The 16,632-nt window shown below is 44.3% G+C and carries 18 protein-coding genes; 17 read left to right on the forward strand and 1 reads right to left on the reverse strand.

Going from position 1 to position 16,632, the window contains the following annotated elements; genetic code table 11:
* Positions 1-36 precede the first annotated feature (36 nt).
* The 17 genes from ruvC to CWO08_RS14435 all read left to right on the forward strand — a co-directional run bounded on the left by ruvC (position 37) and on the right by CWO08_RS14435 (position 15,909).
* Positions 37-558 (forward strand): crossover junction endodeoxyribonuclease RuvC, encoded by a 522-nt coding sequence (gene ruvC, locus CWO08_RS14355; protein WP_102432927.1) that lies wholly within the window; start codon positions 37-39, stop codon positions 556-558.
* A 214-nt stretch (positions 559-772) separates the two neighbouring features.
* On the forward strand, positions 773-2,233 hold the full coding sequence (locus tag CWO08_RS14360; protein WP_108020666.1) for a methyl-accepting chemotaxis protein: 1,461 nt from the start codon (positions 773-775) through the stop codon (positions 2,231-2,233).
* Between the two features lie 92 nt (positions 2,234-2,325).
* The gene (gene ruvA, locus CWO08_RS14365; protein WP_017062079.1) at positions 2,326-2,937 is read left to right on the forward strand and encodes a Holliday junction branch migration protein RuvA; all 612 of its coding nucleotides are present in this window, start codon (positions 2,326-2,328) and stop codon (positions 2,935-2,937) included.
* A 103-nt stretch (positions 2,938-3,040) separates the two neighbouring features.
* Positions 3,041-4,057 carry a Holliday junction branch migration DNA helicase RuvB gene (gene ruvB / locus CWO08_RS14370; RefSeq protein WP_017062078.1) on the forward strand — a complete coding sequence of 339 codons (1,017 nt, stop codon included), beginning with the start codon at positions 3,041-3,043 and terminating at the stop codon, positions 4,055-4,057.
* Positions 4,058-4,609: 552 nt separating this feature from the next.
* Positions 4,610-6,196, forward strand: a complete 1,587-nt coding sequence (cydA, locus tag CWO08_RS14375; protein WP_102432925.1) for a cytochrome ubiquinol oxidase subunit I — start codon at positions 4,610-4,612, stop codon at positions 6,194-6,196.
* A 13-nt stretch (positions 6,197-6,209) separates the two neighbouring features.
* A complete protein-coding gene (gene cydB, locus CWO08_RS14380) occupies positions 6,210-7,346 on the forward strand; it encodes a cytochrome d ubiquinol oxidase subunit II (protein WP_108020667.1) in 1,137 nt (378 codons plus the stop codon).
* A 31-nt stretch (positions 7,347-7,377) separates the two neighbouring features.
* Positions 7,378-7,485 (forward strand): cytochrome bd-I oxidase subunit CydX, encoded by a 108-nt coding sequence (gene cydX / locus CWO08_RS14385; RefSeq protein ID WP_000270284.1) that lies wholly within the window; start codon positions 7,378-7,380, stop codon positions 7,483-7,485.
* Positions 7,478-7,780, forward strand: coding sequence for a cyd operon protein YbgE (gene ybgE / locus CWO08_RS14390; protein ID WP_017055065.1), 303 nt, complete (start codon positions 7,478-7,480; stop codon positions 7,778-7,780). Before cydX ends, ybgE begins: the two co-directional genes overlap by 8 nt.
* Positions 7,781-7,952: 172 nt before the next feature.
* The gene (gene ybgC / locus CWO08_RS14395; RefSeq protein WP_048616298.1) at positions 7,953-8,390 is read left to right on the forward strand and encodes a tol-pal system-associated acyl-CoA thioesterase; all 438 of its coding nucleotides are present in this window, start codon (positions 7,953-7,955) and stop codon (positions 8,388-8,390) included.
* Positions 8,380-9,063 carry a protein TolQ gene (gene tolQ, locus CWO08_RS14400; RefSeq protein ID WP_010437896.1) on the forward strand — a complete coding sequence of 228 codons (684 nt, stop codon included), beginning with the start codon at positions 8,380-8,382 and terminating at the stop codon, positions 9,061-9,063. The genes ybgC and tolQ overlap by 11 nt, the downstream gene beginning before the upstream one ends.
* A gap of 3 nt (positions 9,064-9,066) precedes the next feature.
* The gene (tolR, locus tag CWO08_RS14405; protein WP_048664689.1) at positions 9,067-9,510 is read left to right on the forward strand and encodes a protein TolR; all 444 of its coding nucleotides are present in this window, start codon (positions 9,067-9,069) and stop codon (positions 9,508-9,510) included.
* A 13-nt stretch (positions 9,511-9,523) separates the two neighbouring features.
* Complete coding sequence (gene tolA / locus CWO08_RS14410; RefSeq protein ID WP_055319758.1) at positions 9,524-10,591, forward strand: cell envelope integrity protein TolA; 1,068 nt, start codon at positions 9,524-9,526, stop codon at positions 10,589-10,591.
* 12 nt (positions 10,592-10,603) lie between these two features.
* Complete coding sequence (gene tolB, locus CWO08_RS14415; protein ID WP_048659648.1) at positions 10,604-11,956, forward strand: Tol-Pal system beta propeller repeat protein TolB; 1,353 nt, start codon at positions 10,604-10,606, stop codon at positions 11,954-11,956.
* Between the two features lie 111 nt (positions 11,957-12,067).
* Positions 12,068-12,610, forward strand: coding sequence for a peptidoglycan-associated lipoprotein Pal (gene pal / locus CWO08_RS14420; protein WP_048659647.1), 543 nt, complete (start codon positions 12,068-12,070; stop codon positions 12,608-12,610).
* A gap of 33 nt (positions 12,611-12,643) precedes the next feature.
* Positions 12,644-13,432 carry a tol-pal system protein YbgF gene (ybgF, locus tag CWO08_RS14425; RefSeq protein ID WP_048659646.1) on the forward strand — a complete coding sequence of 263 codons (789 nt, stop codon included), beginning with the start codon at positions 12,644-12,646 and terminating at the stop codon, positions 13,430-13,432.
* A 209-nt stretch (positions 13,433-13,641) separates the two neighbouring features.
* Entirely contained in the window at positions 13,642-14,703 is a 1,062-nt protein-coding gene (gene nadA, locus CWO08_RS14430; protein ID WP_017062067.1) for a quinolinate synthase NadA, read from the forward strand.
* 174 nt (positions 14,704-14,877) lie between these two features.
* On the forward strand, positions 14,878-15,909 hold the full coding sequence (locus CWO08_RS14435; protein WP_048659644.1) for a potassium channel family protein: 1,032 nt from the start codon (positions 14,878-14,880) through the stop codon (positions 15,907-15,909).
* Positions 15,910-15,966: 57 nt separating this feature from the next.
* Here the strand turns inward: CWO08_RS14435 and CWO08_RS14440 are convergent.
* Positions 15,967-16,632, reverse strand: a 666-nt coding sequence (locus CWO08_RS14440) for an IS3 family transposase (protein WP_108020668.1), incomplete at its 5' end; no start/stop codon positions are given.

The following is a 16,632-nucleotide window of genomic DNA, read 5'->3' on the forward strand; positions in this document are numbered from 1 at the left end:
TCATAAAGCATGTATAAATAATCAGTATTTGAAGTTATGTCTATTATCTTAGGGATTGACCCTGGCTCACGCATTACCGGTTACGGTGTTATTCGTCAAAATGGCCGCCATCTATATTACTTAGGGAGTGGTTGTATTCGCACCTCAGAAATAGAGTTACCGGGTCGACTTAAGCAGATCTATGCAGGTGTGAGCGAAATCATCACTCAGTTTCAGCCGGATGTGTTTGCTATTGAGCAAGTCTTCATGGCGAAGAATGCGGATTCTGCACTTAAGCTTGGACAAGCTCGTGGCAGTGCGATCGTAGCGGCTGTAAATGCGGATTTGCCTGTTCACGAATACGCGGCTCGTTTAATTAAGCAAGCCGTGACAGGTAATGGTGGTGCAGATAAGTCTATGGTTCAGAACATGGTGATGAGTATGCTTAAGCTACCTGCTAAGCCACAGGCCGATGCAGCCGATGCTCTAGGCGTAGCGATCACTCACGCTAACACCAACAAAACATTGATAGCACTGGCTGGTAAGGCGACAGGCGCGAGAAAAGGGCGCTACCGTTAAACCTCGCTCTCTTGTTAGCTCCTAACATACAGCCTTTAGACCTATTCTATTGATGAGCCTTACACCCTGTTTGGCTCATATCAAAATACTACGCCGCTAAATTCTTGATGAAATGAGATCTTTCGAACAGAACCCAGATAATAACATTGCGTATCATTTAACATGTTATTAACATTGGTCGGAGGTCTAACAAGTTAATCAAGGATGATCACTGATGAACCCAATCAAGCTGTGGCGTGCGCTGTTTCTACCTAAAAGTAATGGGTGGAGTAACAACGAAGTCAGACAAGCCGATATCTTATTACTCTTCACTTTTATCGCCTTCTTTGTTGGTGTCTACAGCTTAATCAAATGGACCAAGCACGAAGAGCAACTTCTGATCGCTACATCTGTATTCCTTATCGCGTTTGAACTGATCTCCGCACTGCTGTTGCGTGTTACCAGTAAACCGAGCCTTGCACTCAATTTTGGCTTTGTTGGTATGGCAGTACATGCGCTGAATATCATCTACCAAAGCGGTGGTGTGGTGGCATCGACGCAGGCGTATTGGGTTCCTTTGTTAGTGGTCGCTTTTTTCTTGTCAGGAACACGTATTGTCGCCTTGGTATGGAGTGGGTTAGTGATTGGCGTTTCATTGATGATGACGTCAGCTCACCTTAATGGATTTGAATTTCCGCAGTTAGTACTTACTCCGGAAGCGGTGGTGGTTGAAACCTGGTCTGGTGTGATCATGCCGCTGGTGGTGATTTGTATTGCTCAAGCGTTTACTGCGAAGCAAAAAGAGGTTGCAATCGAAATGGCGGAAGAAGCGATTTCAGAAAGCCAACAGATTGCTAATCAAGCGACAAAGAGTGAAGGGCGACTCTCGGTGGTGCTTGACCAAGCTAATTCGAATTCGGAAAGCTTACAGGGCGTATCTGTGCATCTAGACCAACAGTCGCGAGATTTACATTCGCAAGTTGAGGTGCTGAATATCAATTGCGAATCTCAGGCCAGTGCGGCAGAACAGATGAGCCAACAATTGCACCAAATGACTCAAGGTATCGAAGAATCAAACTTATTTGTGGGTGAGTTGAAAGAGCGTAGTGAAGCGGTCGGAGAGAAAGCGCAAAAGAGCTCTGAGTCATTAGAAGCCTCAACCAGTGCTATCACTCAGATCATTCAAAGTAATCAAGAGATCATGAAAGTCGCTGACTTGATTACTTCAGTAGCGGAACAAACTAATTTGTTGGCATTAAACGCGGCAATAGAAGCGGCTCGCGCAGGTGAGCAGGGAAGAGGCTTTGCAGTAGTCGCCGACCAAGTAAGAGAGTTATCGGCGAAAAGCAGTCATTCCGCGATAGAAATTCGAACCTTGTTGGACCGTAGTAAAGACGAAGTGGAACATGGTCGAGCGATAATTGAAACCACGGCGAATGAGATGAACGGCATCATCTCAGAAGTTCAAACTATCTCGACTGACGTCAATCAGCTCACCAACATTATGGCGATGCAGATGAGTTCTTTGAAAGAGCTCGATCTCGCGAGTTCAGAAGTGGCACAGAGCGTTGCGGAAACCAAATCCGTGTCCGGCTTAGTCGCCAATTATGGTTCTGAACTCACAGGTCATGTTACCTCTGTCAAAGAGCTGGTCGAAAGCTTAAATAACGTGGTTTCACAAGCCAAACAAGCGTAAATAAATCACCCGAATAAACACAAAGAACTGGATAAGCATCCAGTTCTTTTATATTCTGTCCCTCAAATTATATTCCATCAAGAGAGTGAATTGTGATCGGACGTCTACGCGGTACATTAATAGAAAAACAGCCACCAGAATTACTAATCGAAGTGAGTGGCGTTGGCTATGAAGTTCAAATGCCAATGAGCTGTTTTTATGAATTACCAAATGTGGGCGAAGAGGCAATTATCTACACTCACTTTGTTGTTCGTGAAGATGCACAACTGCTTTACGGCTTCAATACAGTTAAAGAGCGTGCGCTGTTCCGTGAAGTTATCAAAGCAAATGGTGTTGGTCCTAAACTTGGTCTTGGTATTCTTTCAGGTATGACGGCGAGTCAGTTTGTTCAGAGTGTTGAACGTGAAGATATTTCTACGCTAGTGAAACTGCCGGGTGTCGGTAAGAAAACCGCAGAACGTCTGGTTGTTGAAATGAAAGACCGCCTGAAAGGGTGGGGCGCGGGTGACCTATTTACTCCAGCGACGGATGCAGCACCAATTGATTCTATGCCAACCGTTCACGACGCTGAAGAAGAAGCGGTAAGTGCGTTACTTGCATTAGGTTACAAGCCGACTCAAGCTTCTAAGGTGGTTTCTCAAGTGGCTAAAGATGGCATGACCAGCGAGCAGTTAATTCGCGAAGCACTGAAATCGATGGTTTAATACCTCATATACTTGTTCTACAAAACAGGCTCATTCACTTTGCCTTTACACAGAGTCAAGAAGCGCAGAGTCAACAAGCGCATAGTTAGGAATAGCAGAATTTATGATTGAAGCCGATCGCCTTATTGCACCGGACAACCCAGTATTCAAAGATGAAGATGTCATTGATCGTGCAATACGCCCTAAAGCACTTGCTGACTATCAAGGTCAGGATCATGTTCGTGGCCAAATGGAAATTTTCATCAAAGCGGCGCAATTGCGTAATGAGGCCCTCGATCATTTGTTGATATTTGGTCCTCCAGGCTTGGGGAAAACCACGTTGGCGAACATTGTTGCTAATGAAATGGATGTAAACATTCGCACCACTTCAGGCCCTGTACTGGAAAAAGCCGGCGACCTAGCGGCGCTGCTGACTAACCTTGAAGAAAATGATGTCCTATTCATTGATGAGATCCACCGCCTTAGCCCTGTGGTTGAAGAGGTGTTGTATCCAGCAATGGAAGATTACCAATTAGATATCATGATTGGTGAAGGCCCTGCGGCACGCTCTATCAAGATCGATCTTCCACCTTTTACGTTGATAGGCGCAACGACTCGTGCTGGCTCGCTTACGTCTCCGTTACGTGACCGTTTTGGTATCACTCAGCGTCTTGAGTATTACAAAGTTGAAGACTTGCAAAACATCGTGCAACGAAGCGCTGATTGCCTTGGTCTTTCTATGGAATCAGAAGGGGCGTTAGAAGTTGCTCGTCGTGCTCGTGGTACACCACGTATTGCCAATCGTTTACTGCGCCGTGTACGCGACTATGCGGAAGTGAAAGGAGATGGTCATATCTGCCCAGAGGTTGCCGATAAAGCGCTTAACATGTTGGATGTCGATGCTAAAGGTTTTGACTACATGGATAGAAAGCTTCTGCTTGCGATCATGGAAAAGTTTGGTGGTGGTCCAGTGGGTATCGACAATATGGCTGCAGCGATCGGTGAAGAAAGAGACACCATTGAAGACGTGTTAGAGCCTTACTTGATTCAGCAAGGTTACCTACAAAGAACGCCAAGAGGTCGAATCGCGACCGACAGAGCTTATTTACACTTCGGAATAGATAAGCCGTCTAATCGTTAAATTATTCATTTTTAAAGATCCCAGTTGCATAAGCGCTGGGATTTTTTGCATTTTACTGAATAACAACTCTTTGCGCTAATCGATAAAAAGGCTGAATAGCGGGTTTCAAAAATGAAAACTTTGATTTCAGGTTTGATTTAGCTAACAAAAATTGAAATAAGTTGTCATAACTTTTGTTAGTACTTTATGGGTAGTTGTAATTTGTATGTTGAAGTGGTGCTGAGCTTTTGTCACAGATATCATGCGCTGTTATTAACAGAGCTCAAATTGGTGTGATTTTAATCATGATTGTTCAAAAATACCTCTAATTTGCGTGAATAAAATTGATACAAATCAACGCAGGCTTCTCCTATAAATCTTTTGAAACATACTGATTTTACCAGTAATATTAGCGCCAGCTATATTAGCTCATGCTTAACAATAATCTAACTATAACGGTACGTTTTTGCTACAAATTTCAATTTGTAATAACAATTACATAAATTGTTTTAACATGGATTTTTGCGGTGAATAATCACACAAGTGTCATTCAGCCGACACAAAGGAGTTACCATGATTGATGTTGTTGATCTGTCGCGATTGCAATTTGCATTTACAGCGATGTATCACTTCCTATTTGTTCCACTGACACTAGGTATGGCATTTCTACTTGCCATTATGGAGTCAGTTTATGTAATGACTGGCAAGCAAATTTACAAGGACATGACTAAGTTCTGGGGTAAATTGTTTGGTATTAACTTTGCTCTTGGTGTAGCGACAGGCTTAACCATGGAGTTCCAGTTCGGTACTAACTGGTCTTACTATTCTCACTATGTTGGCGACATCTTTGGTGCACCGCTGGCTATCGAAGCGCTTGTTGCATTCTTCCTAGAGTCTACTTTTGTTGGTCTTTTCTTCTTCGGTTGGGACAGATTGTCGAAGCGTCAACACTTAGCGGTAACTTGGTTAGTAGCACTTGGTTCTAACTTCTCTGCGCTTTGGATCTTGGTAGCTAACGGCTGGATGCAAAACCCAGTGGGTGCGGAATTTAACTTTGAAACGATGCGTATGGAAATGGTGAGCTTCGCTGAAGTTGTACTAAACCCAGTAGCACAGGTTAAATTCGTACACACAGTAGCGTCTGGTTACACAACGGGTGCAATGTTCATCCTTGGTATCAGCTCATACTACATTCTTAAAGGTCGTGACCTTGCCTTTGCTCGTCGTTCTTTTGCGATTGCAGCATCTTTCGGTATGGCGGCGATCCTGTCAGTAATCGTGCTAGGTGATGAATCTGGTTACGAGCTTGGTGAAGTTCAAAAAGTGAAACTCGCTGCTGTAGAAGCAGAGTGGCACACTGAAGAAGCACCAGCTGCATTCACTGTTTTTGGTATTCCAAACCAAGAAACAATGGATACTGACTACGCAATTAAGATTCCTTACGTAATGGGTATTATCGCAACACGTTCTCTTGATAAAGAAGTAACAGGCCTGCGTGACCTGCGTGATGACCACGTTGATCGTATCCGCACGGGTATGTACGCATACGAGCTGCTTGAAAAGCTACGTTCAGGCGATAAGTCTGAAGAAAACATGGTGGCATTCGACGAAGTGAAAGGTGACCTAGGTTACGGTCTACTTCTTAAGCGCTACACAGACGACGTTGTTGATGCAACAGAAGAGCAAATCCAAATGGCTGCGGATGATTCTATCCCAACAGTTTGGCCTCTATTCTGGTCATTCCGTCTGATGGTTGCTTGTGGCTTCATCATGTTGTTTGTATTCGGCGCAGCGTTTGTTCAAACGTGTCGTCAAAAGATCGAACAGAAACCATGGGTACTTAAAGCGGCGCTGTTCTCAATCCCACTTCCTTGGATTGCGATCGAAGCGGGTTGGTTCGTTGCTGAGTTTGGTCGTCAACCATGGGCGGTTGGTGAAATCCTACCGGTTAACGTTGCAGCATCAGCACTAACTATTGAACAGCTTTGGACTTCTCTATTCGCTATTCTGGCACTGTACACAGTGTTCTTGATTGCTGAAGTTTACCTAATGCTGAAATTCGCACGTAAAGGTCCAAGTAGCTTAAAGACAGGCCGTTACCACTTTGAACAAAACGATAACTCTGTTGAAGACAAAGTTAGCCGTTCAGTCGAAGTATAAGTGAGGGAATATTATGTTTGATTACGAAAGCTTACGACTTATTTGGTGGGTATTGATCGGTGTTCTACTGGTTGGTTTCGCCGTAACTGATGGCTTCGATATGGGTGTTGCTGCTCTTTCACCGGTTATCGGTAAGAGCGACACTGAACGCCGTATTATGCTAAACACGATTGCCCCTCACTGGGATGGTAACCAAGTTTGGCTTATCACTGCGGGTGGCGCATTGTTTGCTGCGTGGCCACTGGTTTACGCAACATCGTTTTCTGGCTTCTACTTCGCAATGTATGCGACGTTAGCAGCGCTTTGGTTACGACCACTTGCTCTTGATTACCGTTCTAAGATCGAAGAGCCAAAATGGCGCAAAACTTGGGACTACGCACTTTGCTTTAGTGGTACAGTTCCACCAATCATCTTCGGTGTAGCATTTGGTAACCTATTACAAGGTGTTCCATTTGACCTGAACGAATTTATGATGTCTAAGTACCATGGCACGTTCTTCGCTCTGCTAAACCCGTTTGCATTGCTTTGTGGTGTATTAGCTCTGATGTTGTTCGTGATGCAAGGTGCAACATGGCTTCAAATGAAGACTACAGAAGAGCTGCACGCTCGTGCTCGTAACGTTGCTCAGATCACTGGCCTAATTGCTATTGCTCTGTTCGTTATTGGTGGTTTCTGGGTTCAATCTATCGAAGGCTATGTTATTACAAGCACTATCGATACGTTTGCTGATTCAAACCCTCTAAACAAAGAAGTATCACTTCAAGTGGGTGCTTGGATGACAAACTTCGAAACGTATCCAGCAATGTGGGCTGCACCGATCCTTGGGGTAGCGATGCCACTGCTTGCTGTGATTGCATCTCGCTTTGAGCGTGGTGGTTTCGCATTCTTGTTCTCAAGTCTATCGAACGCAGGTGTTATTTTAACGGCTGGTTTTGCAATGTTCCCATTCGTAATGCCATCAAGCCTGAATCCTAGCCATAGTTTGACTATGTGGGATTCAACAGCGAGTGAGCTTACGCTTGGCCTTATGACTGCTGTTGCGGCGGTAATGGTTCCGGTGATTCTTGGCTACACAACTTGGACATATTACAAAATGTTCGGTCGTCTAGATAAGAAACACATCGAAGATAACGACGTTTCAGCTTACTAAGCTAGAAGTTAAATAACTTAGGAGAAATTTTATGTGGTATTTCGCATGGATTTTGGGTGTACTTCTAGCATGTGCATTCGGCATCATTAATGCTCTTTGGCTAGAGCATTCAGAAATGATGGACAAAGACAGTGAGTAATCTCGCAGAGCAAATCGCTAAACTGCATCAACCAATGGATAAGACTCTATTAAGAGCTTTATCCTTGGTATTGGGTTTCATGCATGTTGGTTTAGTGATGTGGGATCCTGAAGCGTATGCGACAAGCATCGGGGGCTTTAACGCGATCATCGGGCCAATGTTTATCTGGGCTGTTTGCTCAAGCATGGTTTACGGTATTGGATTTAAGCCAAGAGCTTGGATGTGGCAGCTACTGTTTAGCCCATACGTTTCACTCACAATTTTGCTCTACCTAACGGTGCTGCGCCTTCTATAAAAGGCAAAGGATTTAGGTTCATAACGATGTGAATCTTTATACTTGTTGGGTTTTTAGCCAAAAAGAGGTCATCTTATACAGATGGCCTTTTTTTTCGTCTGTTAAATCAAAAAATTCACAGCGATATACTATTAATGATAAGGAGTTAGGTTATAGTGAGATCTTTATCGTTTTGGATTGTGGTAGCAAATTGCAGGGATTATCTAAGCCATTTACGTGGCCAGTGACAGTGTATTACGAAGACACCGATGCAGGTGGTGTTGTATACCATTCAAACTATCTTAAGTTTTTCGAACGCGCTCGAACGGAGATGTTGCGCTCAATTGGCGTTTCTCAGCAAGTCTTGTTAGAACAAAACATCGGTTTTGTAGTCCGACATATGGACATTGATTTTATTCAAGGTGCGCGCCTTGATGATTCTTTACAAGTCATTACAAATATTTACGAGTTGAAGCGAGCTACCTTGGTCTTCTGTCAAGAGATCGTAAATCCTGATGGCAAAGCATTGTGTAAAGCAATGGTTAAGGTAGCATGTATCGACAATCAAAAAATGAAACCAAAGGCAATGCCAACATTTATTCTTACGGAGCTAACGAATAGTGACTGCTGAAATCTCAATCTTAGGCCTAATTTTAGAAGCTAGTTTATTAGTTAAAATGGTCATGCTAGTTCTTATGGGCATGTCTGTTGTTTCTTGGGCGATGATCATCAAAAGAAGTAAAGTATTATCTCAAGCTTCGAAACAAACAGAAGTGTTTGAAGACAAATTTTGGTCAGGCGTTGATCTTGCAAAATTGTACCAAGAGAGCAATAAACGCAAAGACGAGCTTTCTGGTACTGAAGAAATTTTCTACGCAGGCTTTACTGAGTTTGCTCGCCTTCGTAAATCGAATGCAACATCACCTGACTTCATTATGGAAGGCACTGGCCGTGCGATGCGCGTTGCTGTTGCTCGTGAAGTCGATGAACTAGAAACTAACTTACCTTTCTTGGCGACCGTTGGTTCTATCAGCCCATACATCGGCCTATTTGGTACGGTTTGGGGCATCATGCACTCATTCATCGCATTAGGTGAAGTGAAGCAAGCGACACTCGCAATGGTTGCCCCTGGTATTGCAGAAGCGCTGATCGCAACCGCAATGGGTCTATTTGCTGCAATTCCAGCAGTTATGGCGTACAACCGCTTCAGCAGCCGAGTAGGCAAGCTAGAGCACAACTACGCGACTTTCTCTGAAGAGTTCCACAGTATTCTTCACCGTCAAGCGATGGCTGGCAGGGAATAATAGATGGCTGGATACCAACCTAAAAAACGCAAAATGACAGCAGAGATTAACGTTGTACCTTACATCGACGTTATGCTTGTTTTGCTGATCATTTTTATGGTGACTTCGCCGTTTGTTACTCAAGGCGTTGACGTTGAATTGCCTCAGGCTTCAACGGCTAAATCGGCACAAGACCTACTGGGGGACGACAACGCAAGTTTCATCATCGTTGAAGTGAACAAAGACGGTGAACTTGGCTTGAGCGTTAATGACGAAGAAGTACAGCGTGGTTTATCTATGGAAGATATTATCATCCGAGTGAAAGCTGAGTTGTCTTTGAAGCCGAATTCTCCAGTGGCGGTTGGCGGTGATGCCGCAACGCCTTACGCTGAAGTGGTTTTATTACTTGATGAATTAAGCCGTGCAGGTGTGCCAAAGGTTGGCCTTTTAACGGATATAAGGGAATAGCTCCGTAGCATTCATGAAAGCGACTAATAAAAAATCCAATAGTTTCAGAAAACCGCTTCTTATTTCACTTGGGCTGCACGTCATTTTATTCGTTGCGCTTATTTGGGGAGCGGATTTCACGATGTCAGAACCTAAGCCGACAGGGCAGATGGTTCAGGCTGTGGTGATTGATCCTCAGTTGGTTCGCCAGCAAGCTCAACAGATTCGTCAACAGCGAGAAGCCGCGAGCAAGAAAGAGCAAGAGCGTTTAGACAAACTGAGACGTGAAAGCGAACGACTTGAAAAGAATCGTAAAGCTGAAGAAGAAAATATTCGTAAGCTAAAAGAACAACAAGCGAAAGAGGCTAAAGCGACTCGTGAAGCTGAAAAGCGCCGAGTTGAGAAAGAGAAACAACGCAAAGCTGAAGAAGCGCGTTTACAGCAAGAGAAAAAGAAAGCCGCTAAAGCCGAAGCTGATCGCAAGCTGAAAGAAGCTGCGTTGGTGAAAGCCGAGAACGAGCGTAAGGCCAAAGAAGCGGCAATCGCAAAAGCTGAACAAGAACGCGTGGCAAAAGAAAAAGCCGCGAAAGAGGCAGCAGACAAAGCTCGCAAAGAGAAAGAAGCCGCTGAACGCGCTGAAAAGCAACGCATAGCGAAAGAGAAAGAAGCGGCAGCCGCAGCAGAGAAAGCCCGTAAGGCAAAAGAAGCTGCAGCTAAAGCAGAAAAAGAGCGTAAACAACAAGAAGCAGCATTGAACGATATCTTTGCTGGTCTTGAAACTGAAGCGACTCAAAACTCTTCAGCAAGACAACAATTTATTAGTGATGAAGCACAACGTTACGGGGCTATCTATACCCAATTGATTCAACAGAATCTGTTGTTAGAAGACAGCTATCGAGGACGCTCATGTCGAGTTAACCTTAAGCTGATTCCAACGGGCTCAAACGCTATTTTGGGTAGCTTAAGTATCTTAGATGGCGATAGCCGTTTATGTGCAGCAACCAAGCGTGCCGTGGCACAAGTGCAATCTTATCCATTGCCTAAAGACCCAGACATCGTGAAATCACTAAAAGACATTAACTTAACTGTATCACCAGAGTAAAAGGACGAACTTGTGTTAAAGAAACTACTACTGAGTTTTGTTTTCTTAATAGCTACAAGCAGCCAGTTTGCACATGCGGCACTGGAGCTGGTTATTACAGACGGTATTAACTCTGCACGACCTATCGCTATTGTACCTTTCCGTTGGGAAGGCGCAGAGCCATTGCCACACGATGTATCAGCAGTTATCGCTTCTGACCTACAACGCAGTGGTAAATTCAGCCCAGTTGCGACAAGCAAAATGCCTCAAACGCCTTACAGCGAAACTGAGGTGAACTTTGATGCTTGGACTAACCTAGGCGTTGATTCATTGCTAACAGGTAGCATCACTAAAAATGCCGAAGGGCAGTACGTGGTGAACTACCAATTGATCGACATTGTTCGTGGTCAGCTGACTAAAGGACAAAGCCGTGCATTAAGTGATGAAGGCCAGTTGGTGCTTTCTAAAGACCACGTGTTGTTCAACAAAAAAGCAACGGTTCCTGGCAAGCGCTTGAGAGAATACGCACACCGTATTTCGGACTTAGTGTATGAAGAATTAACCGGTGAGAAAGGCGCGTTCTTAACTCGTATCTCTTACGTAGTTGTGAACGACAAAGATAAGTACCCATACCAACTTCGTGTTGCTGACTACGATGGCTTTAATGAGCGTTTAGTACTTCGTTCTAAGCAGCCTCTTATGTCTCCAGCATGGTCACCAGATGGTAAGAAACTTGCGTATGTGAGCTTCCAGAATGGCCAAGCTGAAATATTTATCATGAATATTTACACCGGTGAACGTGAGAAAGTGACGTCATACCCTCGTCACAATGGTGCGCCAAGATTCTCGCCAGATGGTAAAACATTGGCATTGGTATTGTCGAAAACAGGCAGCCTTCAGGTGTACACACTTGACCTTGCTAGCCGTAAGCTGACTCAAATTACCCGCGGCCGTTCGAATAATACTGAACCATTCTGGCACCCAGATGGCAAGTCTCTTATTTTCACATCGGATCGTGGTGGTAAACCTCAGATTTATAATGTAAATTTGTCCAATAATTCGACTTCTCGTATTACTTGGCAAGGTAGCCAAAACTTAGGTGGCCAGATCACCCCTGATGGTCGATTCCTTATCATGGTGAATCGCAGTAACTCAGGTTTTAACTTGGCTAAGCAGGATTTGGAAACCGGTGCGGTTCAGGTGCTAACAAAAACATTGTTAGATGAATCTCCAAGCATTGCGCCGAATGGAGGTATGGTTATCTATAGCTCTATTTACAATAAAACTAACGTACTATCGATGGTTTCTATCGATGGCCGTTTTAAAGCTAGATTACCGGCAACCAACGGACGTGTAAGAGCGCCTGCGTGGTCACCGTTCCTCTAGTTCTCTTGATACATTCTTTTAGCTATTGATAGTGTTAACTATTGTGGCAATTAACTATCTATAGCACTTAGTCGCTGTAGAAACTAAGTTTGATAACGTAAGGAAAAAAAGATGCAACTTAACAAAGTTCTTAAAGGCTTGATGATTGCACTACCAGTGATGGCAGTAACGGCATGTAGCTCAACTGATGAAGCAACATCTGCAACATCTGGTACAGAAAGCAACCAAACAACTTCAGGTTCAGAAAGCAACGTAGACACAACTGTTGTAACGCCAATTGACGCTAACGGTCAACTGTCTGAGCAAGAGCTTAAAGAGCAAGCGCTACGTGAAACTCAAACAATCTACTTCGCATTCGATAACTCTACTATCGCTGGCGATTACGAAGAAATGCTAGCAGCTCACGCAGCATACCTAGTTAAGAACGTTGACATGAACGTTACTATCGAAGGTCACGCTGATGAGCGCGGTACTCCTGAGTACAACATCGCACTTGGCGAGCGTCGTGCACAAGCTGTAGCGAAATACCTACAAGCTCTAGGTGTTCAAGCTGACCAAATCTCTATCGTAAGCTACGGTGAAGAGAAGCCACTTCTTCTAGGTCAATCTGAAGATGTGTACGCTAAAAACCGTCGCGCAGTACTAGTTTACTAATTTTAGTAGACTATATAATTGAGGAATTGCCTCATGTTCAGTAACACAAAGCGAGTCATTTTGCTTTCGTTACTGGCAAGTGCAGCGAACATCGCGTTCGCTGCACCAGCTCCAGTATCCGATCTCAATAGCACCGCAACCAATTCATCATCTTCCTCTCGAGCAGCGTCTGCATCTAACGAATCAGATATTGAGCGTTTAGAGCGCCTGCTTCAAAATCGCAACCTTGTTCAGCTTCAAATGCAACAGCAAATCGACGACATGGCACTGGAGATCAGTGAACTTCGTGGTGAGCTGGAACGAAACAGCTACGATATGAAGCAAATGCTAGAGCGCCAGCGTGAACTGTTCATTGAACTGGATCGCGTTAGGGGCGAGGTGAAAGCAGCAGGAACCGCAACGGTAGCAGTGGCAGCGAGCGAAGGCTCTAAAGATGCTTCTGGTACGTTCAGTACTGATGTCGATGAGCAAACCGCTTATCAAAATGCTGTAGATATGATTCTAAAGCAACGAGACTACACGGGTGCGATTGCCGCATTCCAAAAGTTTCAAAAAGACTTCCCAGATTCAACCTTCACACCTAACTCACATTACTGGTTAGGTCAGCTTTATTTCGCTAAGAAGCAAGATAAAGAAGCGGTGAAGAGCTTCGCAGCTGTTGTGTCTTACAAAGACTCCAACAAGCGAGCAGATGCACTGGTTAAGCTTGGTGACATAGCTGCGCGCAACAACAACGCGACGCAAGCTAAGAAATATTACCAACAAGTCGTAACCGAGTACCCAAACAGTGCTTCGGCTAAAGTGGCTAAAACCCACTTGTAAACAAAATAGAGGTGCTTAGGCGCCTCTTTTTTATACCTGTTCACTTCCGTTTAGTGTTTACTTCTCTTGCTAGTGATGTCAACGCATCGCCTTGTTTATGCGTTTTAAGCATTAGCTAGCCACCGCTTGCAACCAATCCTTTTTGATCCCAATCGCTGTCCTGTGTAGAATACTCGGATTCTCGGAAGAAGTTGCGTAGAGCAAGAGCAATGAGTCATATACTAGATAAAATCGATACAGTTTACCCGTTTCCGCCTAAGCCAGTTCCATTGAGCGACGCTCAGAAACAGGCCCACATCGCAAACATCAAAAAACTACTTCAAGAAAAAGATGCAGTTCTAATTGCACACTACTACACAGATCCTGAAATTCAGGCTCTGGCAGAAGAAACTGGTGGTTTCGTTGGCGATTCATTAGAAATGGCTAAGTTCGGTAACCGTCACTCAGCAAGCACTTTGATCATTGCTGGTGTTCGTTTCATGGGTGAGTCTGCAAAGATTCTTACTCCCGAAAAACGCATTCTAATGCCAACACTTGAAGCTGAATGTTCACTTGATCTTGGTTGTCCTGCTGACAAATTTACAGAATTTTGTGATGCTCACCCTGACCACACCGTGGTTGTATACGCGAACACCTCTGCGGCTGTTAAAGCTCGTGCAGACTGGGTGGTTACGTCGAGTATCGCTTTGGAGATCGTTGAAAGTCTAGATGCTGAAGGCAAACCCATTATTTGGGGCCCAGACCGTCACCTAGGTTCTTACATCGCAAATCAAACCGGCGCTGACATGTTGCTTTGGCAAGGTGAGTGTATCGTTCATGATGAGTTCTCAGCTGATGCTTTGAAGAAAATGAAATCGGTATACCCAGAAGCGGCTATTTTGGTTCACCCAGAATCACCAGCAAGTGTCGTTGAACTGGCGGATGCTGTAGGTTCAACAAGCCAATTGATCAAGAAAGCAAAAGAGCTTCCTCATCCACAGATGATTGTTGCCACTGACAAAGGTATCTTCTTCAAGATGCAGCAATTGGTTCCTGAAAAAGAACTGATTGAAGCGCCAACGGCTGGTGCTGGTGCAACTTGCCGTAGCTGTGCACACTGTCCTTGGATGGCGATGAACGGCCTTGAAGCGATCGAAAACGCGCTTGAGAATGGTGGTGAGCAACACGAGATCTTCGTTTCTGACGAGCTACGTGTAAAGTCTCTTATCCCATTGAACCGCATGCTAGATTTTGCAGAGCAGTTAAACGTGCAGGTAAAAGGTAACGCGTAAGCCGTTCTTTTATCTAATCAACAAAAAACCAGCCAATAGTGCTGGTTTTTTTGTACGTGAGTATAGGCCGCCAATATCAATATTGTGATCATGTATCTTTTTCTGATGATACATCTTGTTGATATCGCGTATTTTTTCTAGCATGTAAGTAAGAGAAATGAGGCAGAGGCTCGAATGATAATCTGGTTACAACTCAAACGCTGGATCAAAGCAAACATCTTTGTTTTGAATGGCAAAAACTTACTGTTCACTTTCCTTGGTTACATCGCTCTATCGTGGCTGATGCTGTATTTGGCGGGTGAAACAGATTTAACCAGTTCGGTTACCGTATTCGCTTACTACTTGGTGGTAACGGCTTCTACAGTTGGTTATGGTGATTTATCACCGACCACGGTAGCGGGGCAGTGGATCGTTATTCTATTTGTGATTCCAGGCGGGTTGAGCCTTTTCGCCGCACTACTCGGTAAAGTGGCGACAGAAGGTGTTGAATATTGGCGAGCGGGCTTGCTAGGAAAAAGGAGAGTTAGAGTGGACAACCACATTTTGATGTTGGGGTGGAATGAGCAAAGAACCATTCATCTCATCCGCATGCTGCAACACGAAGAAACAGGTAAGCGACCAATCGTATTATGTACGCGTTCAGATATCGAGAACCCGTTACCCGGTGAAATCAATTTCGTTAAAGTAAACAGCTACACCGATGGCAAAGAGATGGAGAAAACGGGCATTGAGTCTGCAAGTTGCATCTTGATTGATAACCCAGAAGACGACATTACGCTATCTGCGGCGCTTTACTGTGCCAACCGAAACCCTAAGGCACACCTTCTTGTTTACTTTAAAGACGAAGCGCTAAGCGATTTATTGCATAAGCATTGCCCTAACTCAGAATGTATTCCAGCGGTGGGTGCAGAGATGCTAGCAAAGGCTGCGGTAGACCCAGGATCAAGTGCGCTTCATCAAGAGTTATTGAGCTCAACAAGAGGCATGACACAGTATTCAACGTATTTCCCTGAAGACGCCGAGCCTGTCACCGTTGCGCCTATTTTCTCTGTGTTTAAAGAGAAGTATCAAGCAACGCTGATCGCGATTGATACGGGAAGTGGTATTGAACTGAACCCAGAACTAGACCAAGTTGTCAGCAGTGGTACTAAGCTGTTCTATATTGCTGATGAGCGAATTGATGATTTCGATTGGAAAGGCTTCTAAAGCTTCTATTTTCATTTCGTCTATGACCCGTCCTGATATGGGTTGACACTTGATTGACTAAAACGCTCGATGTATTTCATCGGGCGTTTTGTATTTTAGAGCTGTGTGAGGCCTATATTCATTATAGATTTTTACTGATTCGGCGACCATTTTCTTTGCTTCATCTAAATCATTCGGTTTATTCAACAGATACTCCATCTTCAGTATTCCGTTGATCCTCTCTGCCAACGCATTCTGATAACAGTCATAACCATCAGTCATTGAGCAAGATACATCATACTGTCGATGCAACTCTTGGTATTCCACAGAGCAGTATTGAACACCTCGATCTGAGTGATGTACAAGATCACCTGCATTCTTCCGCTCTTTCAACGCGTTTAAAAAGGCCTGCTTGACAGTGCGAGCTTTCATATCATCACCTATGTGATAGCCCACGATTTTTCTTGAGTAAGCGTCCGTCACTAAACTGAGGTAAGTACTACCACACCGCGTCGCTAGATAAGTAATATCGGCAACCCATAATTGCTCAGGTCTTTCCGGTATTAAGCCTTCTTTGATTCGATTTGGATGGCAGTAAAAGCGATGATTACTGTTTGTGGTTCGATGATAAGCCCTTCGATTCTGCACTAATAATCGATGCATTCTCAGCAGAGAGAATAAGCGGTCTCGACCGATTTCAATGTCGTTCTGAGCAAGTAAATACTTGATCTTACGGGTCCCTAT

This window comes from Vibrio sp. 10N.286.48.B8 (genome assembly GCF_003050085.1).
Classification (GTDB): Bacteria; Pseudomonadota; Gammaproteobacteria; order Enterobacterales; family Vibrionaceae; genus Vibrio; species Vibrio crassostreae.